This is a genomic window from Streptomyces tendae (genome assembly GCF_008632955.1).
Taxonomy (GTDB): domain Bacteria; phylum Actinomycetota; class Actinomycetes; order Streptomycetales; family Streptomycetaceae; genus Streptomyces.
Map to the genome: position 1 here is coordinate 1,045,176 of NZ_CP043959.1, position 25,941 is coordinate 1,071,116.

Genomic DNA, 25,941 nt, shown 5'->3' on the forward strand with positions numbered 1-25,941 from the left:
GGACGGGCGACGGGACTGCGGGGCGGGAATCCGAGCCCCGGCGGCCCGGGCTCGCGACGGGCCTGCGGGTGACGACCCCGTGCCCTGGCCGGCGGGCTCGTGAGGGGCTTCCGGGATGAGAGTCCGTGCTCTGACCGGCGGGTCCGCGCAGGGTTTACGGGTGAGAGTCCGTGCTCTGACCGGCGGGTCCGCGCAGGGCCTGCGGGTGAGAGTCCGTGCCCTGGCCGGCGGGCCCGCGAGGGGGTTGCGGGGTGAGAGTCCGTGCCCTGGTGGCGGGTCCGCGAAGGGCCTGTGGTGTTGGGATCCGGCGCCTGCGGTCGACGGGCTCTCGCGGCGGGTCTGCCCGGCGAGAAGCGGTGCCCCTGCCGGCGGCTCACGTCGGCGCGCCGTGAGACCGGGTTCCTGAGGGCCTGTCATCCCCGGCTGGGGCCTCTTCCGCACCTCCCCATCCGCCCCATCACCCCCTCGCGCTCCCCTCCGCGCCCCATGTCCTCCCTCCGCTCCGGCCCACCGTGCACGCCGCAACCGCTTGCCGGTCGAAGCAATCTGGCCGTTCTCGCAGGTCGCCCCTGGGACCGGGCAAGGCCGCACATACGCCGCTGACCGGACACGTCGGTCCCCACGCACGGCGCATCCGCCGCCGTGCGCCCCCTCCGTGCTGGCCGGTTGCGTGCCTCCTTGTGAAAACCCGTATTCGCTCAGTGAAGGTAAGGCGTAGGCTCGGGCATATGCGGACTGCGGTTTCCTTACCGGGCGGGGCGCGGCACTGGCCGCGGAAGGCAAGTGGAGGGGAGCGATGAGCGACGGCACGGTGACTCTTCCCTGGCTCGTCGTGCGTCAGGACGACAACGGCAACCGCTACCGGGTGGGCCGGTACGCCACCCGTGCCGAGGCGGAGAAGATCGCGGACAGCCTCGACGGCCGCGGGCACAAACAGCTCTACTGGGTCGAGCGCATCGGACAGAACGGCGCCTCCGCCCACTGACCCGCGCCGGAACGCCGGCCCGGAGGCCGCGGAGCGGGCCGGGCGCCCGCCGCCGGGCCGCCGCGCACGGTGACGCGGTTCAGGGTCGCGCACGTCGCCTCAAAAAAGGTCGCGTCCGCGCTGCCGTTAGGGTCCTCACGTGAGCCGGACGACGAAGGCGGAGTGATGTCGACCCTGATCGACACGGTGGCGTGGGTGCGTATCGAGAACGGCAGGATCCTCTGCGCACGACCACGGGGCAAGGACGTCTTCTACATCCCGGGCGGCAAGCGGGAAGGCGCCGAGACCGACGTGGAGACGCTGCTGCGCGAGATCAAGGAGGAGTTGACCGTGCTCCTCGACCCGGCCACCGCGGTGCACGTGGGCACGTACGAGGCCGAGGTGCCCGGCGCCCCGGACGGCACGGTCGTGCGGATGAGCTGCTACACCGCTGACTACGCGGGGACGTTGGCCGCGAGCAGTGAGATCGACGAGATCGCCTGGTTCTCGTACGAGGACCGGGCCCAGGTGCCCCCGGTCGACCAGCTGCTGTTCGACGACCTCCGGGCCGGCGGTGCGCTGGGCGGGTGAGCGCGATCACCGCGCGCGGACGTGAAGATGACGGCCCGTGGGCGCCCGCGATGCGCCGGTGTCGCCGGTCCCGCGCCGTTGTGCGCGGTATCTCCCGTAAATAACGGGTACGTGCCTATTGACCACATGGAACCGGACACGGTCGGACTGCCTGGCCCGCGCGGCGAGGAGGTGATCCGTGTGACCGACACCGACACCCACACCGACGGCGACCGGGTCACGTGGACCTTCACCACGGACCTCGGCGCCGTGCACACGGCCCGCTGCGCCGTGCGGGACCAGCTCGGCGTGTGGCAGCTCGACACCGTCTCGGACCTGGCCGCGCTGCTGGTCAGCGAACTGGTCACCAACGCCCTGCGGCACGCCACCGGCCCCGTCGGCGTCTGCCTGACCAGGCCCTCCGTGCGCCCGGGAGTGCTCCTCGTCGAGGTGTCCGACCCGCTCCCCGACCCCCCGCGCGAACGTGCGGCCCGCCCCGACGACGAGGGCGGGCGAGGACTGCAGCTCCTGGCCGTCTCCGCGTGCCGCTGGGGTCACCGGGCGGGACCGCGCGGGAAGACGGTGTGGTTCGAACTCGCGGTCCCACGGTGAGGTCTCGCACGGTCGTTCGCGGGGGGATGCGCGCCCCCGTCGCACCGCGTGACCGGTTCCGGTCCGTGACGGTTGTCGAACTGGGGGATTCGACGACGTGTCCGCTGGTTAGAAGACTGGGAGTGTTCTCACGGCGCGGACCGAAAAGCATCGGGACCGTGCTGTGATCGTGAACACCGTGTTGTGCGGCGCCGTAGTGCTGGATACTGCGGGCAGCCGCCCCCGGTGACCGGTACCGGACGCGGTGAGCTGGAGGGGACGGTTCGCGTGAGCGAGATACCAGCGAAGGCCACGGAGTCCGAGGACTCGACGGGAGGCTTGAGGGACGAGGCCGCCGACGGCCTCGTATCCGGCGATGCCCCGTCCGGTGACGCGATGTGGCAGACCGCCCCGCCCGGCTCCATGTACGACTACATCAAGGTCGCCTCCTTCTCCATCGGCCCCGACGGGCTGGTGGACCAGTGGAGCCTGCGCGCCGAGCAGATCTTCGGCATCCCCGCGGAGCGCGCCGTCGGCATGGACCCGATCGAGGCGTTCCTCGAGCCCGTCCGCAGGGAGCGCGGCCAGCGCAAGATGGCCGAGATCCTCGACGGCCGGGAGTGGACGGGTGTGGTGCCGTTCCGGCTGCCCGCCGACCTGGCCGGGGACGAGCGCGAGCGGGAGGGCATCGCCGAGGTCTACGTCATGCCGACGCGGACCGAGGCGGGCGAGAAGGCCGCCGTCTGCATCGTCGTCGACGTCCGCACCCTGCGCCGTATCGAGACGGATCTGGCCGCCTCGCAGGCCATATTCGGCCAATCTCCCTTCGGTTTCCTGCTGATCGACCCCGACCTGCGGGTCCGCCGGGCCAACCAGCGTTTCGCGTCCCTCTTCGGCGGCACCCCGGACGACCACCGCGGCAAGGGGGTCCACGACTACCTGCCGCGCGGGGAGGCCGAGCGGGTCGCGGCGACCCTGCGCCGGGTGCTGCAGACCGGCGAGTCGATCACGGACATGCACGTCACCGGGTTCGTCCCGGGGTCCGACGAGCGCCGCCACTGGTCCGTCAACCTCTACCGCGTGCACAGCGGAAGCGGCCGTCCGATCGGCATCTCCTGGCTCGGCACGGACATCACCGCCCGGCGCGCCGCCGCCCGGGAGGCCGCCGCCGCGCGGCGCAATCTCGCCCTTCTCAACGAGGCGGGCGCGCGCATCGGCAACTCCCTCGACCTGGAGACCACCGCCCGCGAACTCCTCGACGTGGTGGTGCCCGGCTTCTGCGACCTGGCCACCGTCGACCTGTACCAGGGCCTGCTGGCCGGTGACGAGACCCCGCCGGGGCTCGCCGACGGCAGCGCCGAGGTGCGCCGGGTCGCCTTCGCCAGCGCCGTCTCCGACGGACCCTTCAGCGGCACCGGGGAACCGGTGAAGCTGGGTGCCGTCCACCACTACCCCTTCAACTCGGCCTGCGCGGACGCTCTGCGCACCGCCCGCCCGCAGGCCGTGCCCGGCGAGGAGGGCGGCCTGGTGCAGTCCACGCTCGCGGTGCCGATGGTCGCCCACGACACCGTGGTGGGCCTCGCCCAGTTCGCCCGCACCAAGGGCAGCGAGCCGTTCGGGGACCGGGACCGCGACCTCGCCGTGGAACTGGCCGCGCGGGCCGCCGTCTGCATCGACAACGCCCGGCTGTACCGGCGCGAGCACGAACGCGCCCTGATACTGCAGCGGTCCCTGCTCCCGCCCGGCGACCCGGAGGCGTCCGGCCTGGACATCGCCTGCCGCTACCTCCCCGGCAACGCGGCGACCGGCCGGCCCAGCGAGGTCGGCGGCGACTGGTTCGACGTCATCGAACTGCCCGGCCACCGCACCGCCCTGGTCGTCGGCGACGTCATGGGCCGCGGCCTGCGCGCGGCCGTCGCCATGGGCGAACTGCGCACCGCCGTACGCACCCTGGCCCAGCTTGACCTCGAACCTGCCGAGGTGCTGTCCCAGTTGGACGAGATCGCCCGGGGCCTCGGCGCACCCGGCGGCCCCTCCCAGGCGTTCGCCGGAGGTGTCCAGCAGGCCACCCGCGCCGCCCGCCGCCCGCGCGAGGCGGACCTCTCCGAGGTCTACCTGGCCACCTGCGTCTACGCCGTGTACGACTCCGTCACCCGGCGCTGCACCTTCGCCAACGCGGGCCATCTGCCGCCCGTCCTGGTGGAGCCCGGCGAGACCGCGCTGATGCTGGACGTGCCGCCCGGCATGCCGCTCGGCGTCGGCGGGGAGCCCTTCGAGGAGGTGGAGGTCGAACTGCCCGAAGGCGCGCTGCTCGCGCTCTACACGGACGGACTGGTCGAAAGCCGGGATCATCCCCTCGACGAGGGCCTGCAGGCCTTCGTGGGCGCCCTCACGGACCCCTCCGCCCCGCTGGAGGACGTCTGCGACCACGTCCTGAACACCCTGGACACCCATCACGGCGAGGACGACATCGCCCTGCTGATGGCACGGGTACAGGGCCTGCCCGCCGACTCCGTGGGCGACTGGACCCTGCCGCGTGAGCCGCGCAGCGTGGGCCGGGCCCGCGAGTACGCTCGCGCCCAGCTGCTGGCCTGGGACATGGAGCCCCTGGTCGACACCACCGAGTTGCTGGTCAGTGAGCTGGTCACCAACGCCCTGCGGTACGGAGAGGGAGAGATAAGACTCCGTCTGCTGCTCGACCGCACGCTGGTCTGCGAGGTCTGGGACTCCGGCCTGGTCCAGCCCCGCAGACGGCGGGCCCGTGACACCGACGAGGGTGGCCGCGGCCTCCAGCTCGTCGGACTGCTCAGCGCCGCCTGGGGCTCACGCCGTACGCCCCGGGGCAAGACCGTGTGGTTCGAGCTGCCGCTGCCCGGCACCGACACCGTCCTCACCGATCCGGCGGAGGCGCTGCTCAGCCTGTTCTGACGCCCCGTCGACCGTGCCGTGACCCTTCGTGATCATGGTGCCGGGACCGCAACCAGGACACCCGTTCCCCTCGTCCTCACCCGCAACATCCGACGACGAGGGGAACGGCGGCATGGACCACACGGAGTCGCGGGACGGGACGGCCGGTGCGGGCGAGCGCAGGGACGACCCGCAGGCCACGCCCGAGCCCGAGCATGCGCCCGAGCCCGCGAAGAAGCGCCGCAGACCCTGGGTGCGCCGGGCCAGACGCACCGCCCTCGTGCTCGCGCTCGTGATCGTCGTGCCGCTCCTCGCCATCGAGGCCACGCTGCGCGTCAACTACATGGGCGACCCGGCGGACGGCACCCACACCCGGAACCGGGACGCCATGTGGCTCGGGCACGCCTGGGTCGACGGGCGCAAGAAGGACGCCGACGTCACGGCCCTCGCCGGCCGGCTGAAGGACACCGGCATCCGGGACCTCTACGTCCACACCGGTCCCCTGGAGCACGACGGCACACTGCCGGCGTCGGTCCACCCGCGCGCCCGTTGGTTCATCGACGCGGTCCACCGGGAACTGCCGGGCGTCCGCGTCCAGGCGTTCCTCGGGGACGTCCTCGCCAACGGCGGCCCCGACGGCCTGGAGCTGAGCGACGGCGCCACCCGCGAGGAGGTGGTGCGCAGCGCCGGGCAGGTCCTCGACACCGGCTACGAGGGCGTCCACCTCGACCTGGAGCCCCTCCACTCCGACGACCAGGACTACCTCTCCCTGCTGGACGACCTGCGCGCCGTCACCCGCGCCCGGGACGCGCAGCTGTCCGTGGCCGCCCACCAGATCGACCCGCTGCCGCACCTCCACACGGTCGCCGGCTTCGTCGCCGACCACCCCAAGTGGTGGTCGCAGAAGTTCTTCGGGCAGGTGGCCCGGCGCGTCGACCAGATCGCCGTGATGTCGTACGACACCGCGCGCCCCTTCGAGAGCACCTACGGCGGGTACGTGGCCCAGCAGACGTCGCTCGCGCTGGAGGTCACCCCGCCCACCACCCACCTGCTGATGGGGCTGCCCTTCTACTACGAGAGCAACCCCAGCCACTGGGGTCACGCCGAGACGGTCGCCGCCGCCGTGCGCGGAGCCCGGCTGGGACTGTCCCGGACCGACCCCGACCGGGAGCTCTTCGGCCTCGCGCCGTACATCGACTTCGCGGCGACGGAGACCAACTGGGACGAGTACCGGGACGGCTGGGTCCGCTGACCCTTCAGGACCGGCGGCGGATCTTGTTCCCCAGCCACACCAGCGGGTCGTACTTGCGGTCCACCGCCCGTTCCTTCAGCGGGATCAGGGCGTTGTCGGTGATCTTGATGCCCTCGGGGCAGACCTCCGTGCAGCACTTGGTGATGTTGCAGTAGCCGAGGCCGTGGTCCTCCTGGGCCGCGCGCCTGCGGTCCAGGCCGGTGTCCTCGGCCGCGTCCAGCGGGTGCATGTCCAGCTCCGCGACCCGCATCAGGAAGCGCGGCCCGGCGAACGCCGGCTTGTTCTCCTCGTGGTCGCGGACGACATGGCAGGTGTCCTGGCACAGGAAGCACTCGATGCACTTGCGGAACTCCTGCGAGCGGTCCACGTCCTCCTGCATCATCCGGTACTCGCCCGGCACGACCCCGGCCGGCGGCACGAACGCCGGGACCTCGCGCGCCTTGGCGTAGTTGAACCCGACGTCCGTCACCAGGTCCCGGATCACCGGGAACGCCCGCAGCGGGGTCACGGTGATCGTCTCGTCCCGGCCGAACACCGACATACGGGTCATGCACAGCAGCCGGGGGCGGCCGTTGATCTCCGCCGAGCACGAACCGCACTTGCCGGCCTTGCAGTTCCAGCGCACGGCGAGGTCGGGGGCCTGGGTGGCCTGGAGGCGGTGGATGATGTCGAGGACCACCTCGCCGTCGTTCACCTCGACCGCGAAGTCCTCCAGGCCGCCTCCGTCGACGTCCCCCCGCCACACCTTGAAGCGGGCCTCGTAGCTGCTCACTCGTAGAGCTCCTCTTCGGCCAGGTACTTGACCAGCTCGTCCTTCTCGAACAGGGCGAGCAGGTCGGGGCGGATGGGTTCGGTGGTCTCACGGGTCAGGGTGATCCGGCCGGGCACCGCGTCCGTGGCGGCGAGTCCGCCCGAGGGGTCGGCGAGCGAACACAGCAGGTTGACGTTGCGCCAGGCGCGGTCCATACCGGCGTGGTCCTCTCGGGTGTGGCCGCCGCGCGACTCGGTGCGCTCCAGTGCCGCCCGGGCCACGCACTCGCTGACCAGCAGCATGTTCCGCAGGTCCAGCGCGAGGTGCCAGCCGGGGTTGAACTGCCGGTGGCCCTCCACGCCCGCGCGACGGGCCCGTGTCCGCAGCTCGGCGAGTTTCTCCAGGGCCTGCTCCATCTCGTGCTCGCGGCGGATGATGCCGACCAGGTCGTTCATCGTCTGCTGCAGTTCCTGGTGCACGGTGTAGGGGTTCTCCGGCGGTCCCCCGGCCGGTTCCTCGCCCTCCGCGGAGAACGGGCGCAGCGCCTCCGCGGCGGCCGTGTCGACCTCCGCGTCGTCCACCCGGGGGCGTGCGGAGCCCGCTGCGCTCGCGTACTCGGCCGCGTGCCAGCCGGCCCGACGGCCGAAGACCAGCAGGTCGGACAGCGAGTTGCCGCCGAGCCGGTTGGAGCCGTGCATCCCGCCCGCGACCTCACCGGCGGCGAACAGCCCCGGCACACCGCGCGCCGCCGCCGAGTCGGAGTCGACGGCGATGCCGCCCATCACGTAGTGGCAGGTCGGGCCGACCTCCATCGGCTCGGCGGTGATGTCGACGTCCGCCAGCTCCTTGAACTGGTGGTACATCGACGGCAGCCGGCGCTTGATGACCTCGGCCGGCATGCGCGTGGAGACGTCCAGGAAGACTCCGCCGTGCGGGGAGCCGCGACCCGCCTTGACCTCGGCGTTGATGGCGCGGGCGACCTCGTCGCGGGGGAGCAGTTCGGGCGGACGGCGGTTGTGGTCCGGGTCGTCGTACCAGCGGTCCGCCTCCTCCTCGGACTGCGCGTACTTCTCCTTGAAGACGTCCGGGACGTAGTCGAACATGAACCGCTTGCCCTCGGAGTTGCGCAGCACCCCGCCGTCGCCGCGCACCGACTCGGTGACCAGGATGCCCTTCACCGACGGCGGCCAGACCATGCCCGTGGGGTGGAACTGCACGAACTCCATGTTCAGCAGCGGCGCCCCCGCGAGGAGCGCCAGCGCGTGTCCGTCGCCGGTGTACTCCCAGGAGTTCGACGTGACCTTGAAGGACTTGCCGATGCCGCCGGTCGCGATCACCACGGCCGGTGCCTCCAGGACGAAGAAGCGGCCCGACTCCCGCTCGTAACCGAAGACCCCGCTCACCTTCCCCCCGCCTTCGGCCGGGGGGACCCCCATCCCGCTTCGCTCCCCGTCCTTCAGCACCCGGGTGACCGTGCACTCCTGGAAGACCTTCAGCCGGGACTCGTAATCACCGGTCTCCCGGAAGTCCTCCTGCTGGAGCGCGACGATCTTCTGCTGGAGGGTGCGGATCAGCTCCAGGCCGGTGCGGTCGCCCACGTGCGCCAGGCGCGGATACTCGTGGCCGCCGAAGTTGCGCTGGGAGATCCGGCCGTCCTCGGTCCGGTCGAACAGCGCCCCCCAGGTCTCCAGCTCCCAGACGCGCTGGGGCGCCTCCTGGGCGTGCAGCTCGGCCATCCGCCACTGGTTGAGGAACTTGCCGCCGCGCAGGGTGTCGCGGAAGTGCACCTGCCAGTTGTCCCCGGAGTTGACGTTGCCCATCGCCGCCGCGATGCCGCCCTCCGCCATCACGGTGTGCGCCTTGCCGAACAGCGACTTGCAGATCACGGCCGTACGGGCGCCCCGCTCGCGCGCCTCGATCGCGGCGCGCAGGCCCGCGCCGCCGGCCCCGACCACGACGACGTCCCACTCCTGTCGGTCGACCACGGACATAGGTAAGGCCCCCAGCTAGAAGAAGCGCGGATCGTCGAAGACACCGGACGCGACGAGATAGACGTAGAAGTCGGCGAGCGCCACGCTCAGCAGCGAGGCCCAGGCGAGCTGCATGTGCCGGGCGTTGAGCCGGCCCACCCACTGCCACATCCGGTAGCGCACCGGATGCTTCGAAAAGTGCTTCAGCTTGCCGCCGACGATGTGCCGGCAGGAGTGGCAGGAGACGGTGTACGCCCAGATCAGGGCGATGTTGAGCAGGAACACCAGGGTGCCGAGGCCCATGTGGCCCCATGCGTAGTGCTCGTCGCGGAAGGCGAGCACGGTGTCCCAGGTGAGCACGCAGGCGACCAGCAGCGCCGCGTAGAAGAAGTACCGGTGGATGTTCTGCAGGATCAGCGGGAAGCGGGTCTCGCCGGTGTACTTCGCGTGCGGTTCGGCGACCGCGCAGGCCGGCGGGGACGCCCAGAAGCCCCGGTAGTAGGCCTTGCGGTAGTAGTAGCAGGTCAGCCGGAAACCGAGCGGGAAGATCAGGATGATGATCGCCGGTGAGATGCCCCACCAGCCGCCGAACAGCTCCCAGTTCGGCCCGCCGCGCATCGGCACGCAGTTCTCCGCCAGGCACGGCGAGTAGAACGGCGAGACGTAGGGCGCCGCGTAGTAGTCGGCGTTCGCGAAGGCCCGCCAGGTCGAGTAGACGACGAAGGCGAGCAGCCCGGCCGCGGTGGCGGCCGGGGCCAGCCACCAGCGGTCGGTCCGCAGGTGCGGGGCGGAGATCGCGGCGCGGGTGCCGGATCTCACGCCGCCGCGGTGATCGGGTTCGGTCGCAGGGGGTTCCGTACCAGTGGCCACGTCGTCCACTCCGGTAGGCGTCGGGGGTGCCGTGATCGGCGGGGCTCTCGGGCGGGGGTCAGGGTGCGCGGCGGTCGCGGGCCCCGAGTCCCTCGTCGTCGGTGTCCACCCACAGCGAGGGGTCGTAGGGGGTGTCGGAGATGGTCACGAGGTCGGGCCGCTTGGCCGGGCCCGCGGTGGCGACGGCGGTCTCCCGGAGCAGCGCGAGGCTCTCGCGCAGGTGGTTGGTGTCGGAGCGGACGCGACGCATCTCCAGGCCGCCGCTGCCCAGCTGCTTCTCCAGGCGCCCCACCGACCGCATCAGGTCGTCGAGGCAGCGCTGGACGGTCGTCAGTTCCTCGTGCACGGACATGACGTGACCTCACTTCCAGGGTCTTCCAGGCCCAAGGCGGTGCATCGGTCATGCGCCTGCGAGTGTTGCGCGTCACACCTTGCGCTGTGAAGGGATGTGCATCGATTGGCCGAGGCGCATGGGTGCATCGTGCGGTGCCCGGCGGCGTCGCGCCGGGTGCGTTGCGCCGCACGGGTGGGCTTGGCGTCCGGGGCCGCCGTGTCGCCGGGGGTTGCCGGACCGTTTCCTCTTCAGTGGGCCGCATACATCGGATGAGCGCCAAATACCACCAGCGTGATCTTCATGTCCGCGGCATTCCGGAGGTACCCAGAGATGTCCCACGACGGCATCGGCCCGCGCGCGGTCCTGCGCTCGGTCGCCTTCCTCACCGCCGGCATGCTCACGGTGCCTGTGCTGGCCGGATGCGGCTCCGACGACCCGGCGGGCAAGCCACTCGCCGGGGCGGACGTCGCGCGCGCGGACCGCTCCGACGTCGCCGACGGCGGCACCCTGCGCTGGGCCGTGGACACCGTCCCGGACACCCTGAACACCTTCCAGGCCGACGCCGACGGCACCACCTCCCGGATCGCCGAGGCCGTCCTGCCGTCGATGTACCGCACGGACGAACAGGGCCGGGCCGTGCGCAACGCCGACTACCTGGCCTCCGCCGAGGTCGTCGACACCGAGCCCAAACAGGTGGTCGTCTACCGGCTGGCCCAGCAGGCCGTCTGGAGCGACGGCCGGGAGATCGCTGCCGCCGACTTCGCCGCCCAGTGGCGCGCCCTGTCCGGCAAGGACACCGCCTACTGGACCGCCCGCAACGCCGGCTACGACCGCATCGAGAAGGTCGAGCGGGGCAAGAACGACCTCGAGGTCAAGGTCACCTTCAGCCGCCCCTACGCCGACTGGAAGTCGCTGTTCACCCCGCTCTACCCCAAGGAGGTCATGGGCACCCCGGACTCCTTCAACGACGGGGCGCGCAAGAAGATCAAGGTCACCGCCGGGCCCTTCACGGTGGAGAAGGTCGACAGCAAGGAGGACGAGGTCGTCCTCGCCCGCAATCCGCGCTGGTGGGGGAGCCCGCCCAAGCTGCAGAAGATCGTGCTGCGCGCCGTGCCGCACGACAAGCGCGTCTCCGCCCTCAGCGACGGCACCCTCGACCTCGCCGAGATCGGCCCCGAGGCCGCCCGGCGCATCACCGTCGCCGCCCTGCCGCAGAACGAGAGCACGCCCCTGATGGGCCCCGAGGCCGACCGCTCCGCCGCGGACGCGCTGCGCTCCTGGGCGGTCGCCAACGGCACCGACGAGGACGCCGCCGACGAGGAGGTCTCCGCCCGCCAGAAGCTGCGCAAGAAGGCCGAGAAGTACGCCCGGCAGCAGAAGGCCCTCAGCGGCTTCGAGGTGCGCAAGTCACTGGAGCCCGCCTTCACCCAGCTCGCCCTGAACGGCGCCGAGGGGCCCCTCTCCGACGAGCGGGTCCGCCGCGCCGTGGCCCGCGCCCTGGACCGCGAGGACGTCGCCGCGTCCGTCCTGAAGCCGCTCGGTCTGCCCTCCGAGCCCGTCGGCAGCCACCTGGCGCTGTCCGGCCAGGCCGCCTACGCCGACAACAGCGGCGCCCTCGGCAAGCAGGACGCCAAGGAGGCCCGTGCCCTGCTCGCGGACGCCGGCTGGGTGCCGGGCGGGCCGGTGAAGGAGGAGAAGAAGGACGGGAAGAAGGACGAGGGCGAGAAGGCGGCGGGCTCCGAGGCCGACAAGGACGGCGACCCGGAAGGCTCCGGCGACGGCGACGACGGCACGTACATCGTCGGCGAGGACGACGGGAAGAACCACGGCGACGGCAAGGCCCCGCACGACTCGGGCACCGGAACCGGCCGGCTCACACAGGGCGGCGCCCCCGCCGGCGCCTACGCGCCCAAGGGCACCGCCGCCCCGGCCCGCGCGGACACCGCGCCCGTCGCCAAGGACGGCAAGGCGCTGGTCCTGCGCTTCGTGCTGCCGTCGGGACCCGGCTCCGAGACGCTGGCCGGCGTGGCCGACCGGATCTCGGAGATGCTGAAGAAGATCGGCATCCGCACCGACGTCTCCAAGGTCGACAACGACAGCTACTTCAAGGACCACATCGCCTCCGGCGCCTTCGACCTGGCCCTGTACTCCTGGCCCGCGACCGCCTTCCCCGCCACCGACGCCCGGCCCGTCTACGCCAAGCCGGTCGCGGCCGCCGACGGCTCGCTGAACGTGGAGCAGAACTGGACCCGGGTCGGCACCGACCAGGTCGACCAGCTCTTCGACCAGGCCGTCGCCACCCTCGACGACGCCGAGCGCCGCGACCTGATCCGCAAGGCCGACTCCCGGATCTGGGCGGCCGCCGGCTCCATCCCGCTCTACCAGCGCCCGGAGCTCGTCGCGGCCCGGGAGAACCTGGCCAACGCCGGTGCCTTCGGCTTCGCCACCCCGGTCTACGAGGACATGGGCTTCCTGAAGAAGTCGGCGCAGGGACCGGCCGGCACCCCGGGCACGAAGAGCGCCGAGGAGTCCGCCGAGGACTGAGATCGCGCGGCCGTATGCGCCGGTCAGGGCCGTCGTGGCGGGTGCCCGCGGCGGCCGCGGGAGCCGTAGGTGCCGAGGGCCCGTACCATGGGGTGAGGCCGAGGCGTGTACAGCCCGGCAGGGCCCGCCCACCAGAGCTTCTCGTGCAGGGCCTTCCTCAGCACTCCGGGAGATACGCCTTTTATGGCTGCGTCTACAACGCGTCACGACATCCGCAACGTCGCCATCGTCGCCCACGTCGACCACGGCAAGACCACCATCGTCGACGGCATGCTCAAGCAGGCCGGCGCCTTCGCCGCCCACCAGCTCGACCAGGTCGACGACCGCATGATGGACTCGAACGACCTGGAGCGTGAGAAGGGCATCACGATCCTCGCCAAGAACACGGCGGTGAAGTACCACCCCAAGGACGGCGGGGAGCCCATCACCATCAACATCATCGACACCCCCGGCCACGCCGACTTCGGCGGCGAGGTCGAGCGCGGCCTGTCGATGGTCGACGGTGTGGTGCTGCTGGTGGACGCCTCCGAGGGCCCGCTCCCGCAGACCCGGTTCGTGCTGCGCAAGGCGCTGCAGCAGCGACTGCCGATCATCCTCTGCATCAACAAGACGGACCGGCCCGACGCCCGCATCGACGAGGTGGTCAACGAGACCTACGACCTCTTCCTCGACCTGGACGCGGACGAGGAGCAGATCGAGTTCCCGATCGTCTACGCCTGCGGCCGTGACGGCGTCGCCTCGCTCACCAAGCCCGCCGACGGCACGGTGCCGAGCGACTCCGACTCCCTGGAGCCGTTCTTCTCCACCATCCTCGAGCACATCCCGGCGCCCACCTACGAGGAGGGCGCGCCGCTCCAGGCCCACGTCACCAACCTCGACGCCGACAACTTCCTCGGCCGTATCGCCCTGCTCCGCGTCCACCAGGGCGAGCTGAAGAAGGGCCAGACGGTCGCCTGGATGAAGCGCGACGGCTCGGTGAGCAACGTGCGCATCTCCGAGCTGATGATGACCGAGGCGCTCACCCGTAAGCCCGCCGAGAAGGCAGGCCCCGGTGACATCTGCGCCGTCGCGGGCATCCCGGAGATCATGATCGGCGAGACGCTGGCCGACCCGGAGAACCCGGTCGCCCTGCCGCTGATCACGGTGGACGAGCCGGCGATCTCCATGACCATCGGCACCAACACCTCTCCGCTGGTCGGCCGCGGCGCCACCGGCAAGGGCGCGGACAACAAGGCGGTCGTCAAGGACCGCAAGGTCACCGCCCGCCAGGTCAAGGACCGTCTGGACCGCGAGCTGATCGGCAACGTCTCGCTGCGCGTCCTGGACACCGAGCGTCCGGACGCCTGGGAGGTGCAGGGCCGCGGCGAGCTGGCGCTGGCCATCCTGGTCGAGCAGATGCGCCGCGAGGGCTTCGAGCTGACCATCGGCAAGCCGCAGGTCGTCACCAAGGAGGTCGACGGCAAGACCTACGAGCCCGTCGAGCGCATGACGATCGACGTGCCCGAGGAGCACATGGGCGCGGTCACGCAGCTCATGGGCGTGCGCAAGGGCCGGATGGACAACATGTCCAACCACGGTTCGGGCTGGGTGCGCATGGAGTTCGTCGTGCCCTCCCGCGGTCTGATCGGCTTCCGTACCGAGTTCCTGACCCAGACCCGTGGCACCGGTATCGCCCACTCCATCCACGAGGGCCACGAGCCCTGGTTCGGCACCCTGACGACCCGTAACAACGGCTCGCTGGTCGCCGACCGCTCGGGTGCGGTCACCGCGTTCGCGATGACCAACCTCCAGGAGCGCGGCGTGCTCTTCACGGAGCCCGGCACCGAGGTGTACGAGGGCATGATCGTCGGTGAGAACTCGCGCTCCGACGACATGGACGTGAACATCACCAAGGAGAAGAAGCTCACCAACATGCGGTCGTCCTCGGCCGACTCGTTCGAGGCGATCGTCCCGCCGCGCAAGCTGTCGCTGGAGCAGTCCCTGGAGTTCTGCCGCGACGACGAGTGCGTGGAGGTCACCCCGGAGGCCGTCCGCATCCGCAAGGTGAACCTGGACGCCCGCGAGCGCGCCCGCGCCGCGAGCCGCGCCAAGCACGGCTGACGCCGCCGCACCCGGCACACGGCACCGGACACCTCCTCGCGGGGGTGTCCGGTGCCGTTCGCGTCTCCGGGCCCCGGGTCCCCTCCGGGGCGTAGGGCGGCGGGAACGGGGCGGAGAGGGACGAAAGGGTGACGGCAAGGGGAGGGTAGGGAAAACCCTTGATGACGGGCTGATCAGGCCGAAACGGTCCGGCCCGGCACTACCCTGCTCCCGGAACGGCGCGCCCGCGGCCGGTGGTCCCCGGATCCGGGGACCACCGGCCGCGGGCGCGCCGGCTCGGCGGGCCGAGTGCCCGGATGCCCCCTCGGGCACCCTGCACGCCGGGCACTCTGAGCGCAATCGGTTTTCCCCCGCGAAACGTCCGCTATACGGACACCGGGCTCCGGTAGATGTGTAACAAGTCCGTTTCGCAGGGATCTTTCGCCAAACCCTTTGTCCGGATTTTGGAAGATGTAGGCGAGAGCTGTGATCGAACCGAAACCTCGGGGGTGTGGCTCGGTCGTGGTGCATGGCAGATAGTTAGGCGCGTAGAGCTCGGATGAACGGGTCGTGAGCTGACGGCGACGATCCACGAGCGCAGGGGCACTTGACGATCTTCGGTCCGACGAGGGGCCGGGGGTTTTCCGGTGTTCCTTTTTGCGGTGAACCAGCGGATTCATGAGGAGGAACCCATGCGAGGTGCCACAAGCGCCCAATGGGTCGCGTCGTACCCGGTGGCGGGTGGAGGTCCCGCGGGTGCGCCCAGTCCCGTCACGGTCGTCCCGGTGGCGGCGCGGCGTCGCGCCCTTCCTTGACGACTCGTGAGGCCGGTCGGTAGGTCACGACCGCGCCAGGGTTCCCCCGGGGCGGCTGCCGCCCCTCCGTCGTTGTTCCCCTCGCGCGCTGCGCAAGACGTACGTCGTGCGAAGGCCGTCGGGCCGCAGGTGCTCCCGACGACCTCCAACCTGTGAAACGGACGAATTGATGACGAGTCCAATCGAGCTTGAGGGTGCTCCCACCTCTACGGTCTTGGACAAGGAGAACGCCCCTCAGGGCGACGCCGAAGAGCCGAAGAAGCTCGAAGGCCGCAGTCCCGGGCAGTTGATGTGGGCGCGCTTCAAGCGTGACCGGACCGGTGTGGTCTCTGCCGTCGTCGTCCTGTTCTTCTTCGTGATAGCCGCGGCCGCGCCGCTCATCGCGAAGGTCTACGGCAAGAACCCGTACACCCTGTACGGGCAGGAGAACCCCGACCTCCTCGACCTGTTCACGATGCCGGCGAAGCCCTTCGGCGGCATCGACGGAGAGTTCTGGTTCGGCATCGAACCCGGCCTCGGCCGGGACGTGTTCACCCAGCTGCTGTACGGCATCCGCACCTCGCTCGCCACGGCCCTGGCCGCGACGATCCTGATGACGGTGCTGGGCGTGCTGATCGGTCTGGCCGGCGGCTACTTCGGCGGCAAGATCGACTACTGGCTCGGCCGGATCACCGACTTCTTCATGGCCCTGCCCAGCCAGCTGTTCTTCGTGGCCGCGATGCCCGTCATCACCACCGTCTTCGTCGCCCCCGACGAGGAGACGCCCACCTATGTGCGCACCTCCGCGATCATCATCGTGCTGTCCTTCCTCGGATGGATGAGCATGGCGCGGATCGTCCGGAGCGCCACGCTGTCCCTGCGGGACCGTGAGTTCATCGAAGCGGCCCGGATCTCCGGTGCCTCGCCCTGGCGCATCATCCGCAAGGAACTCCTGCCCAACATCGTCACGCCGACGCTGGTGCAGGCGACGCTGACGCTGCCTTCCACGATCCTCAGCATCGCGTTCCTCTCCTTCGTCGGCGTCGGATACGTCGAGCCGACGCCGGACTGGGGCCGGATGTTCGCCATCGGCGCCGGCATCATCGAGCAGGACCCGTACTACATGCTCTTCCCCGGTATCGCGATGGTGATCTTCGTCGTGGCCTTCAACCTCCTCGGTGACTCGGTGCGCGACGCCTTCGACCCCAAGACGGGGCGCTGAGCCCACAGGGGAACCCCCCACGCTCCCGACCGGCCGGCGCCGGGCAGCCCCACGGCTTCCGCTTCGGCCACATACCAGCAGTGCTCACTACTACAGGCAGGTGGATCCGTCTCCATGAGCATCTTCCGTAACCGTGCCGCCACGGCCGCGATAGTCGCGGTTGCCGCCGGCGCCCTGACCCTCACCGCCTGCGGTGGCGGTGGCAGCGACAGCTCCGCGAAGGACAACAGCAAGACCAAGGACGACGCCAAGTCGCAGTCCAAGCCGGTGCAGATCGGTGACGTGAAGGCGTCGACCGGTCCGGCCGCCGAGATCCCCGGCGCCAAGCCCGGCGGCACGGTGAACGTGTACCAGGAGGACGACTTCTCCCACCTGGACCCGGGCCAGACCTACGTCTCGGACGGCAAGCTGCTCGGCCGTCTCATCTTCCGCGGTCTGACCCAGTACGACGAGGACGACCAGGGCAACCTGACCGTCGTCGGCGACCTGGCCACCGACGCCGGCAAGACCACCGACGGCGGCAAGACCTGGACGTACACCCTCAAGGACAACCTGAAGGACGAGAACGGCAACCCGATCAACGCGGCGGACATCCGCCACACGGTCGAGCGCCTCTACGCCTCGTTCATCACCGACGGTCCGACCTACCTGCAGCAGTGGCTGTCCGGTGCGGGCACCACCTACCGCAAGGCCTACGACGGTCCGTTCAAGGGCAAGCACCTGCCCAACAACGTCCTCGAGACGCCGGACGACAAGACGGTCGTCTTCCACTTCAAGACGGCGCAGCCCGACCTGCCGCAGATGCTGACCATGCCGGGTTACGCGGTCGTCCCCGTGGAGACGGACACCAAGGAGAAGTACGACCAGGACCCGGTCGCCACGGGCCCGTACAAGATCGCGGACTTCAAGCCGGGCAAGTCCATGAAGCTGGTCAAGAACACGCAGTGGGACGCCAAGTCCGACTCCGTGCGCCACCAGTACGTCGACGGTTTCAACATCGAGATGAACCACGACGACGAGGACCAGACCAAGACCCTTCTCGCCGACCAGGGCGAGGCCAAGAACGCGATGATGTTCACGGGTCAGGTCGCCACCACCCAGCTGCAGAAGGTCGTCAGCGACAAGGCGGCCATGAAGCGCACGATCCAGGGCTACGCGCCCTACGTGTGGCAGCTGAACTTCAACATGGACCGCGTCAAGGACAAGAAGCTCCGTGACGCGATCACCCTGGCCCTGCCCGCCACGGCCATCTACAAGGCCGACGGCGGTGCCTACGGCGGTGAGGTCGCCAACTCGCTGACCTCGCCCACCACTCCGGGCTACCGCGACGACTTCGACCCGTTCAACCGGCACAAGAAGATGAACGGTGACATCGCGGCCGCCAAGAAGCTGATCGACGAGGGCGGCTTCAAGGGCAAGAAGCTCGTCTACGCCTACGCCAACTCGCCGGTCCGTCAGCAGCAGGCCGTGCTGATCACCGACGCGCTGGAGAAGATCGGTCTCGACATCCAGAAGAAGGAGATCGACGCCGCCACCTGGTACGAGCAGGTCGGTAAGGTCAACAACGGTCTGGACCTCTACATGACCGGTTGGGGTCAGGACTGGCCGTCCGCCTCCACCGTGGTGCCGCCGCTGTACGACGGCACGCAGATCCAGGACGGTGCGTCGAACTACTCGCACATCAACGACAAGCACGTCAACTCGGAGATCGCCCGGATCCTGCAGATCACCGACACCGACGAGGCCACCAAGGCCTGGGCCGAGCTGAGCGAGTACATCGCCAAGGAAGTCAACCCGGCTGCCCCGATCTACTACACCAAGGTCTTCCAGATCTTCGGTTCGAACATCGGCGGCCTCCGCTACAGCTCGGACTCGAGCTACGTGGACGTCACCCGGATCTTCCTCAAGAAGTAACCGCCAGGCCGGAGTCCGGTGGTGGGCGCGCGGCGGAACGCCCACCACCGGCCCCGGAGGCCACCCCCAGATCTTCCTTCCGACAGCCGCCGTCCTGAGAGCAGCTTCCTGCCATGCTTCAATTCCTCATTCGCCGGACGTTCGGTGCGGCACTGATCCTTGTCCTGATCAGTGCGTTCACCTTCTTCATGTTCTTCGCCATCCCGCAGGACCCGGCTCTGCTGGCCTGTGGCAAGAACTGCACTCCGGACGCGCTGGAGATCATCCACACGAACCTGGGCCTCGACAAGCCGGTCACGGTCCAGTACTGGAACTTCCTCATCGGCATCTTCGCCGGCCGTGACTTCGCCGTCGGCCACTGCAGCGCCCCCTGCTTCGGCGTCTCCTTCGCCAACAACCAGAACGTCTGGGACACGATCCTCGACCGCTTCCCGCTGACGCTGTCGCTGACCGTCGGCTCGCTGATCGTCTTCCTGATCGTCGGCCTCGGCGCGGGCATGCTGGCCGCCAAGTTCCGCGGCACCTGGATCGACAAGACCTTCAGCTCCGGCTCGCTGGTCATCAGCTCGATGCAGATCTACTTCCTCGGCCCGCTGGTCCTGCTCTTCCTCGTCTACCAGACGGGCTGGCTCGACAAGCCCAAGTACGTGCCGTTCTCCGAGGATCTCGGCGGATGGTTCATGGGCCTGCTGATCCCCTGGGTCGTCATGGCCACCATCTTCACCGCCAACTACACGCGTATGAGCCGCTCGTCGATGATCGAGCAGCTCCAGGAGGAACACGTCAAGGCGGCCCGCGCCAAGGGCATGTCGGGCAACTTCGTGTTCTTCCGCTACGCGTGGCGCGGCTCCCTCATCCCCATCATCACCATCCTCGGCATCGACCTCTCGTCGCTGCTGTCGGGCGGCATGGTGACCGAGCTGACCTTCGGCCTGGCCGGTCTCGGCCGGCTGGCGCTGTCCTCCGTCGTCGACAAGGACCTGCCGATGCTGATGGGCGTCATGCTGGTCAGCGCCGCGCTGATCATTGTCTTCAACCTGATCGTGGACGCCTTGTACGCCGTCATCGACCCGCGCGTGCGTCTGTCCTAGGAGAACTACCGTGACCACTCAGACCAAGCCCGAAGAGGCCGCGGCCGCCGCCGCGGGGGAAGCCTTCCTCTCGGTGCGCGACCTCAAGGTCCACTTCTCCACCGAGGACGGCATCGTCAAGGCGGTGGACGGGCTCTCCTTCGACCTGGAGCGCGGCAGGACCCTCGGCATCGTGGGCGAGTCCGGCTCCGGCAAGTCGGTGACCAACCTGGCCGTCCTCGGCCTGCACAACCGCAAGAAGACCGCCATCGACGGGTCGATCACGCTGGACGGCCAGGAGCTGACCACCGCCAGTGAGAAGCAGCTGGAGACGCTGCGCGGCAAGAAGATGGCGATGATCTTCCAGGACGCGCTGACCGCGCTGTCGCCGTACTACACGATCGGCCGCCAGATCGGTGAGCCGTTCATGAAGCACACCGGCGCCTCGAAGCGGGACGCCCGGGTGCGCGCCATCGACCTTCTGGAGAAGGTCGGCATCCCGCACCCGCAGCAGCGGGTCGACGACTACCCGCACCAGTTCTCCGGCGGTATGCGCCAGCGCGCGATGATCGCCATGGCGCTCTCCTGCGACCCGGACCTGCTGATCGCCGACGAGCCGACCACGGCCCTCGACGTGACCGTGCAGGCGCAGATCCTCGACCTGCTCAAGGACCTGCAGCAGGAGTTCGGCTCCGCGATCATCATGATCACCCACGACCTCGGTGTGGTCGCCAACATGGCCGACGACATCCTGGTGATGTACGCCGGCCGCGCGGTCGAGCGGGGCACCACGCGTGAGGTGCTCAAGGCGCCGCAGCACCCGTACACCTGGGGTCTGCTCGGCTCCATGCCGCGGCTGTCCTCGGACGTCGACGAGCCGCTGCTGCCGATCCCCGGCTCGCCGCCCTCCCTGCTGAACCCGCCCACGGGCTGTCCGTTCCACCCGCGGTGCGCCTTCACCGACAAGGTCTCGGGGGACCGCTGCTCGGGCGAGCGGCCGACGCTCGCACCGGGACGCGCCGCCGCCTGCCACCTGACGGCGGAACAGCGGCAGCAGGTGTTCATCGAGACGATTCAGCCCCGGCTGGGCTGAGCGGAAACCGGCGACTGGGGCATTTCCATGAGCGACAACAGCAAGACGACCACAGCGGTCGCCGACTCCGTCCCGCAGCAGCGGAACGGCTCCGAGGCGCCGCTGATGAAGGTCAGCGGTCTGACCAAGCACTTCCCGATCAAGGGCGGCTTCCCGATCCGGCGCACCGTCGGCGCGGTCAAGGCCGTCGACGGCGTCGACTTCGAGGTCTACCCGGGTGAGAGCCTCGGCCTGGTCGGCGAGTCCGGCTGCGGCAAGTCCACCACCGGACGGCTGATCACCCGGCTCTACGAGCCGACCGCGGGCACCATCGAGTACCAGGGCCAGGACATCAGCTCGGCCGACCGCCGGAAGCTGGCGCCGATCCGATCCGAGATCCAGATGATTTTCCAGGACCCGTACGCCTCGCTGAACCCGCGGCAGACGGTCGGCACGATCATCTCCGGCCCGATGGAGATCAACGGGATCAACCCGCCCGGCGGCCGTGAGAAGCGGGTCCGGGAACTCCTGGAGATCGTGGGTCTCAACCCCGAGCACTACAACCGCTTCCCGCACGAGTTCTCCGGCGGTCAGCGCCAGCGCATCGGCGTCGCGCGCGCCATCGCCCTGCAGCCGAAGCTGATCGTCGCCGACGAGCCGGTCTCGGCCCTGGACGTGTCGATCCAGGCGCAGGTGGTCAACCTGCTGCAGGAAGTGCAGCGGGAGATGGGCATCGCGTTCGTCTTCATCGCCCACGACCTGGCGATCGTGCGGCACTTCTCGCAGCGCGTCGCGGTGATGTACCTGGGCAAGATCGTGGAGATCGCGGACCGCGACTCGATCTACAACCGGCCGCGCCACCCGTACACGCACGCGCTGCTCTCCGCGGTGCCGGACGCCGACATCGACGCGGACAAGAGGGAGCGGATCCGTCTCGCCGGTGACGTCCCCTCGCCGATCGCGCCGCCGTCCGGCTGCCGCTTCCGCACCCGCTGCTGGAAGGCGACGGAGAAGTGCGCCACGGAGGAGCCGCCGCTGGTGCGGATCCAGGGCAGCAAGGAGGGCCACCTGACGGCGTGCCACTACCCGGAGGAGGGCACGATCAGCGCCCGCACCGAGGACGTCGTGATGGACCCGGGCCTGAAGGCCCTGGAGAACGAGTCGGACATCTCCAAGAGCTGATCCGTCGGCGGAGGGCCGGGGGCCAGGAGGGACACCTCCTGCCCCCGGCCCTCCGCCGTACCCGCCGCACACCGCCCGCCCCCTCCGCGTGCCTGCGGGTCCGGCGCCTCGGCGCCCGGCACCCAAGTCTTCGCGACCGCGCCGCCCCGCCGCGGTGGGGCCGGGGGCTGGACGCCCCGCGCCCCGGGGCTTCGGGGTGCGGCCCCGCTCGGCCCCGTGCGGCCGTCCGGAGGACACCCCGTACCCGTACGGACCCGGCGGGCGTGCGCGCCGGGGCCCCCGCTTCCAGGCTGACCCGGGAAGGGACCCGGGCACGAGGAGGCACCCCATGCGCATCACCACGCACGCCAGATGGGCCGCCTGCGCGACGGCGGTCGCCCTCGCCACGGCGGGATGCGGCGGCGGGGGAGACGGCGGGAGCGACTCCGCGGCCGTGCTGAGCGCTTCCTGGGGCGACCCGCAGAACCCGCTGGAGCCGTCGAACACCAACGAGGTCCAGGGCGGCAAGGTCCTGGACATGATCTTCCGGGGGCTGAAGCGGTACGACCCGGAGACCGGTGAGGCCAAGGACATGCTCGCCGAGAGCATCGAGACCGACGACTCGCAGAACTTCACCATCACCGTCAAGGACGGCTGGACGTTCAGCAACGGCGAGAAGGTCACCGCCCAGTCCTTCGTGGACGCCTGGAACTACGGCGCCGGCCTGCGCAACAACCAGCGCAACTCGTACTTCTTCGGCTACATCGAGGGCTACGACCAGGTGCACCCGGAGGAGGGTGAGCAGACCGCGGACACCCTGTCCGGCCTGAAGGTCACCGGCGACCGCACCTTCACCGTCAAGCTCACCCAGAAGTTCTCCACGTTCCCCGACACCCTCGGCTACAACGCCTTCGCCCCGCTGCCCCGGGCGTTCTTCGACGACCACGACGCCTGGGTGAAGAAGCCCGTCGGCAACGGCCCCTACCTGGTCGAGTCGTACAACCGCGGCTCGCAGATGTCCCTGCGCACGTGGGACGACTACCCCGGCGACGACAAGGCGGAGAACGGCGGCGTGGACCTGAAGGTCTACACCGACAACAACACCGCCTACACCGACCTGCTGGCCGGCAACCTCGACCTCGTCGACGACGTGCCCGCCGCGCAGCTGAAGAACGTGAAGAACGACCTGGGCGATCGCTACCTCAACACCCCCGCGGGCATCATCCAGACCCTCGCCTTCCCGTTCTACGACGAAGCCTGGAACACCGACGGCGCGACGAAGGTCCGTCAGGGCCTGTCCATGGCGATCGACCGGAAGCAGATCACCGACACGATCTTCCAGAATACCCGGACCCCCGCCACCGACTGGACCTCCCCGGTGCTCGGCGAGGACGGCGGCTTCCAGGACGGACTGTGCGGGGAGTTCTGCGAGTTCAAGCCGGACGAGGCCAAGAAGCTGATCGAGGAGGGCGGCGGACTGCCCGGCGGCAAGGTGACGATCACCTTCAACGCCGACACCGGCTCCCACCGGGAGTGGGTCAACGCCGTCTGCAACTCCATCAACAACGCCCTCGACAACGAGCGCGCCTGCACCGCCAACCCGGTCGGCACCTTCGCGGACTTCCGCAACGAGATCACCGACCGCAAGATGACGGGGCCGTTCCGCGCCGGCTGGCAGATGGACTACCCGCTCATCCAGAACTTCCTCCAGCCGCTCTACTACACCAACGCCTCCTCCAACGACGGCAAGTGGTCGAACAAGGAGTTCGACGACCTGGTGAACCAGGCCAACCAGGAGACCGACACCGCCAAGGCCGTCGGTCTGTTCCAGCAGGCGGAGGAAGTGGTCCGCGACAACATGGCCGCGATCCCGCTCTGGTACCAGAACGGCAGCGCCGGCTGGTCGGACCGGCTGTCGAACGTCAAGCTCAACCCGTTCAGCGTCCCCGTCTACAACGAGATCAAGGTCAGCTGAGCCGGCATGGGGCGCTACGTCGTCCGGCGGCTGCTCCAGATGATCCCGGTCTTCATCGGGGCCACGCTGCTGATCTTCCTCATGGTCAACGTGATGGGCGACCCCGTCGCGGGACTGTGCGGGGAGCGGCAGTGCGACCCGGCGACGGCCGCCCGCCTGGAGCGGGAGTTCGGCCTCGACAAGCCGGTCTGGCAGCAATACCTGACGTACATGGGGAACGTCTTCACCGGTGACTTCGGCACGGCCTTCAACGGCCAGGAGGTCACCGAGCTGATGGCGACGGCGTTCCCCGTCACCGTCCGGCTCACCCTGATCGCGATTCTCTTCGAGATCGTCATCGGCGTCACCCTCGGCGTGGTCACCGGGCTGCGCCGGGGCCGGCCGGTGGACACCGGGGTGCTGCTGCTGACCCTCGTGGTGATCTCCGTGCCCACCTTTGTCACCGGTCTGCTGCTGCAGCTGCTGCTCGGCGTGAAGTGGGGCTGGATCCGGCCCTCGGTGTCCTCCGAGGCGCCCTTCGACGAGCTGATCCTGCCCGGCCTGGTGCTGGCGTCGGTGTCCCTCGCCTACGTCACCCGGCTGACCCGCACCTCCATCGCGGAGAACCGCCGCTCCGACTACGTCCGCACCGCGATCGCCAAGGGCCTGCCCCGGCGCCGGGTGGTCGTCCGGCACCTGCTGCGCAACTCCCTGATCCCCGTGGTCACCTTCATCGGAGCCGACATCGGCTTCCTGATGGGCGGCGCCATCGTCACCGAGCGGATCTTCAACATCCACGGTGTCGGCTACCAGCTCTACCAGGGCATCCTGCGGCAGAACACCCAGACGGTGGTCGGCTTCGTCACCGTCCTGGTGCTGGTCTTCCTCGTCGCCAACCTCGTCGTCGACCTCCTGTACGCCGTACTCGACCCGAGGATCCGCTATGTCTGACCGTCACGACGAACCCGAGGCCGCCATCGCGGGCACCGGCATGGGCGGCGCCATGGACCTGGGCGTCGACGAGGCCGAGACCCTGGAGAAACGGCCCGGACCGGACGGCGCCGGACCGGAGGACCGCCCCCGCTCCCTGTGGTCCGACGCCTGGCGCGACCTGCGCCGCAACCCCGTGTTCATCGTCTCGGCGCTGGTCATCCTGTTCCTGGTCTTCATCTCCCTGTGGCCGTCGGCCATCACCTCCGGAAGCCCTCTCAAGTGCGACCTGTCCAAGGCCCAGGAGGGCTCGCAGCCCGGCCACCCCTTCGGGTTCGACGGGCAGGGCTGCGACGTCTACACCCGCACCGTGTACGGGGCCCGCACCTCCGTCGCGGTCGGGGTGCTCGCCACCCTCGGGGTCGCCGTCCTCGGCAGTGTGCTGGGCGCGCTCGCCGGGTACTTCGGCGGCGTCTCCGACTCGGTCCTGTCCCGGATCACCGACGTCTTCTTCGCTATCCCGGTCGTCCTCGGCGGCCTGGTGCTGCTGTCCGTCATCACCAGCAACACCGTCTGGCCCGTCATCGGCTTCATCGTGCTGCTCGGCTGGCCGCAGATCTCCCGCATCGCCCGCGGCGCCGTGATCACCGCCAAACAGAACGACTACGTGCAGGCCGCGCGGGCGCTCGGAGCCTCCCACTCGCGGCTGCTGATGCGGCACATCGCGCCCAACGCGGTGGCCCCGGTCATCGTCGTCGCGACCATCGCGCTGGGCACGTACATCGCCCTGGAGGCGACGCTGTCGTACCTCGGGGTCGGGCTGAAGCCGCCCAGCGTCTCCTGGGGCATCGACATCTCCTCCGCCTCGCCCTACATCCGCAACGCCCCGCACGCGCTGCTGTGGCCCTCCGGAGCCCTCGCGATCACGGTCCTGGCGTTCATCATGCTCGGCGACGCGGTGCGCGACGCCCTCGACCCGAAGCTGAGGTGAG

General features: G+C 69.8%; 19 protein-coding genes. 15 read left to right on the forward strand and 4 right to left on the reverse strand.

Annotation, left to right across the window (positions count from 1 at the left end; genetic code table 11):
• The first annotated feature begins 796 nt into the window (after positions 1-796).
• From F3L20_RS04990 to F3L20_RS05010, 5 genes are all read left to right on the forward strand, one after another.
• Positions 797-985 carry an SPOR domain-containing protein gene (locus F3L20_RS04990; RefSeq protein ID WP_145827176.1) on the forward strand — a complete coding sequence of 63 codons (189 nt, stop codon included), beginning with the start codon at positions 797-799 and terminating at the stop codon, positions 983-985.
• 165 nt (positions 986-1,150) lie between these two features.
• A complete protein-coding gene (locus tag F3L20_RS04995) occupies positions 1,151-1,555 on the forward strand; it encodes an NUDIX hydrolase (RefSeq protein WP_145827177.1) in 405 nt (134 codons plus the stop codon).
• Between the two features lie 126 nt (positions 1,556-1,681).
• A complete protein-coding gene (locus tag F3L20_RS05000) occupies positions 1,682-2,146 on the forward strand; it encodes an ATP-binding protein (RefSeq protein ID WP_206338906.1) in 465 nt (154 codons plus the stop codon).
• Positions 2,147-2,413: 267 nt separating this feature from the next.
• On the forward strand, positions 2,414-5,053 hold the full coding sequence (locus F3L20_RS05005; protein ID WP_150152564.1) for a SpoIIE family protein phosphatase: 2,640 nt from the start codon (positions 2,414-2,416) through the stop codon (positions 5,051-5,053).
• Positions 5,054-5,165: 112 nt separating this feature from the next.
• Positions 5,166-6,284 carry a glycoside hydrolase family 18 protein gene (locus F3L20_RS05010; RefSeq protein WP_150152566.1) on the forward strand — a complete coding sequence of 373 codons (1,119 nt, stop codon included), beginning with the start codon at positions 5,166-5,168 and terminating at the stop codon, positions 6,282-6,284.
• A gap of 4 nt (positions 6,285-6,288) precedes the next feature.
• Here F3L20_RS05010 and F3L20_RS05015 read toward each other — a convergent pair whose 3' ends face one another.
• From F3L20_RS05015 to F3L20_RS05030, 4 genes are read right to left on the reverse strand one after another with little or no spacing between them, the layout of a single operon-like run.
• Positions 6,289-7,056 (reverse strand): succinate dehydrogenase/fumarate reductase iron-sulfur subunit, encoded by a 768-nt coding sequence (locus tag F3L20_RS05015; protein ID WP_150152568.1) that lies wholly within the window; start codon positions 7,054-7,056, stop codon positions 6,289-6,291.
• Positions 7,053-9,026: a fumarate reductase/succinate dehydrogenase flavoprotein subunit gene (locus tag F3L20_RS05020; protein WP_150152570.1), complete on the reverse strand. Its 1,974-nt coding sequence runs from the start codon at positions 9,024-9,026 to the stop codon at positions 7,053-7,055. The genes F3L20_RS05015 and F3L20_RS05020 overlap by 4 nt, the downstream gene beginning before the upstream one ends.
• A 15-nt stretch (positions 9,027-9,041) precedes the next feature.
• Positions 9,042-9,875: a hypothetical protein gene (locus F3L20_RS05025; protein ID WP_145827182.1), complete on the reverse strand. Its 834-nt coding sequence runs from the start codon at positions 9,873-9,875 to the stop codon at positions 9,042-9,044.
• A 58-nt stretch (positions 9,876-9,933) separates the two neighbouring features.
• Complete coding sequence (locus tag F3L20_RS05030; RefSeq protein ID WP_150152572.1) at positions 9,934-10,227, reverse strand: hypothetical protein; 294 nt, start codon at positions 10,225-10,227, stop codon at positions 9,934-9,936.
• Between the two features lie 312 nt (positions 10,228-10,539).
• On the opposite strand from F3L20_RS05030, the gene F3L20_RS05035 reads away from it, so the two are divergent.
• From F3L20_RS05035 to F3L20_RS05080, 10 genes are all read left to right on the forward strand, one after another.
• Positions 10,540-12,753, forward strand: a complete 2,214-nt coding sequence (locus F3L20_RS05035; protein WP_150152574.1) for an ABC transporter family substrate-binding protein — start codon at positions 10,540-10,542, stop codon at positions 12,751-12,753.
• A 183-nt stretch (positions 12,754-12,936) separates the two neighbouring features.
• Positions 12,937-14,853, forward strand: coding sequence for a translational GTPase TypA (typA, locus tag F3L20_RS05040; protein ID WP_145827185.1), 1,917 nt, complete (start codon positions 12,937-12,939; stop codon positions 14,851-14,853).
• 963 nt (positions 14,854-15,816) lie between these two features.
• Positions 15,817-16,848 (forward strand): ABC transporter permease, encoded by a 1,032-nt coding sequence (locus tag F3L20_RS05045; RefSeq protein WP_145827186.1) that lies wholly within the window; start codon positions 15,817-15,819, stop codon positions 16,846-16,848.
• Positions 16,849-16,962: 114 nt separating this feature from the next.
• Positions 16,963-18,762, forward strand: a complete 1,800-nt coding sequence (locus F3L20_RS05050; RefSeq protein ID WP_145827187.1) for an ABC transporter substrate-binding protein — start codon at positions 16,963-16,965, stop codon at positions 18,760-18,762.
• A 113-nt stretch (positions 18,763-18,875) separates the two neighbouring features.
• A complete protein-coding gene (locus tag F3L20_RS05055; RefSeq protein WP_145827188.1) occupies positions 18,876-19,853 on the forward strand; it encodes an ABC transporter permease in 978 nt (325 codons plus the stop codon).
• Between the two features lie 10 nt (positions 19,854-19,863).
• Positions 19,864-20,925, forward strand: coding sequence for an ABC transporter ATP-binding protein (locus F3L20_RS05060; protein WP_145827189.1), 1,062 nt, complete (start codon positions 19,864-19,866; stop codon positions 20,923-20,925).
• A gap of 27 nt (positions 20,926-20,952) precedes the next feature.
• Complete coding sequence (locus tag F3L20_RS05065; protein ID WP_145827190.1) at positions 20,953-22,086, forward strand: ABC transporter ATP-binding protein; 1,134 nt, start codon at positions 20,953-20,955, stop codon at positions 22,084-22,086.
• Between the two features lie 328 nt (positions 22,087-22,414).
• The gene (locus F3L20_RS05070) at positions 22,415-24,040 is read left to right on the forward strand and encodes a peptide ABC transporter substrate-binding protein (RefSeq protein ID WP_150152576.1); all 1,626 of its coding nucleotides are present in this window, start codon (positions 22,415-22,417) and stop codon (positions 24,038-24,040) included.
• 6 nt (positions 24,041-24,046) lie between these two features.
• Positions 24,047-24,970, forward strand: coding sequence for an ABC transporter permease (locus tag F3L20_RS05075; protein ID WP_150152578.1), 924 nt, complete (start codon positions 24,047-24,049; stop codon positions 24,968-24,970).
• Complete coding sequence (locus F3L20_RS05080) at positions 24,963-25,940, forward strand: ABC transporter permease (RefSeq protein WP_150152580.1); 978 nt, start codon at positions 24,963-24,965, stop codon at positions 25,938-25,940. The genes F3L20_RS05075 and F3L20_RS05080 overlap by 8 nt, the downstream gene beginning before the upstream one ends.
• Position 25,941 lies beyond the last annotated feature (1 nt).

Coding starts and splice junctions, on each gene's coding strand:
- typA (WP_145827185.1), top strand. CDS start 12,937: ATGGCTGCGTCTACAACGCGTCACGACATCCGCAACGTCGCCATCGTC.
- F3L20_RS04995 (WP_145827177.1), top strand. CDS start 1,151: ATGTCGACCCTGATCGACACGGTGGCGTGGGTGCGTATCGAGAACGGC.
- F3L20_RS05050 (WP_145827187.1), top strand. CDS start 16,963: ATGAGCATCTTCCGTAACCGTGCCGCCACGGCCGCGATAGTCGCGGTT.
- F3L20_RS05020 (WP_150152570.1), bottom strand. CDS start 9,026: ATGTCCGTGGTCGACCGACAGGAGTGGGACGTCGTCGTGGTCGGGGCC.
- F3L20_RS05065 (WP_145827190.1), top strand. CDS start 20,953: ATGAGCGACAACAGCAAGACGACCACAGCGGTCGCCGACTCCGTCCCG.
- F3L20_RS04990 (WP_145827176.1), top strand. CDS start 797: ATGAGCGACGGCACGGTGACTCTTCCCTGGCTCGTCGTGCGTCAGGAC.
- F3L20_RS05030 (WP_150152572.1), bottom strand. CDS start 10,227: ATGTCCGTGCACGAGGAACTGACGACCGTCCAGCGCTGCCTCGACGAC.
- F3L20_RS05010 (WP_150152566.1), top strand. CDS start 5,166: ATGGACCACACGGAGTCGCGGGACGGGACGGCCGGTGCGGGCGAGCGC.
- F3L20_RS05080 (WP_150152580.1), top strand. CDS start 24,963: ATGTCTGACCGTCACGACGAACCCGAGGCCGCCATCGCGGGCACCGGC.
- F3L20_RS05000 (WP_206338906.1), top strand. CDS start 1,682: ATGGAACCGGACACGGTCGGACTGCCTGGCCCGCGCGGCGAGGAGGTG.
- F3L20_RS05045 (WP_145827186.1), top strand. CDS start 15,817: ATGACGAGTCCAATCGAGCTTGAGGGTGCTCCCACCTCTACGGTCTTG.
- F3L20_RS05055 (WP_145827188.1), top strand. CDS start 18,876: ATGCTTCAATTCCTCATTCGCCGGACGTTCGGTGCGGCACTGATCCTT.
- F3L20_RS05075 (WP_150152578.1), top strand. CDS start 24,047: ATGGGGCGCTACGTCGTCCGGCGGCTGCTCCAGATGATCCCGGTCTTC.
- F3L20_RS05070 (WP_150152576.1), top strand. CDS start 22,415: ATGCGCATCACCACGCACGCCAGATGGGCCGCCTGCGCGACGGCGGTC.
- F3L20_RS05035 (WP_150152574.1), top strand. CDS start 10,540: ATGTCCCACGACGGCATCGGCCCGCGCGCGGTCCTGCGCTCGGTCGCC.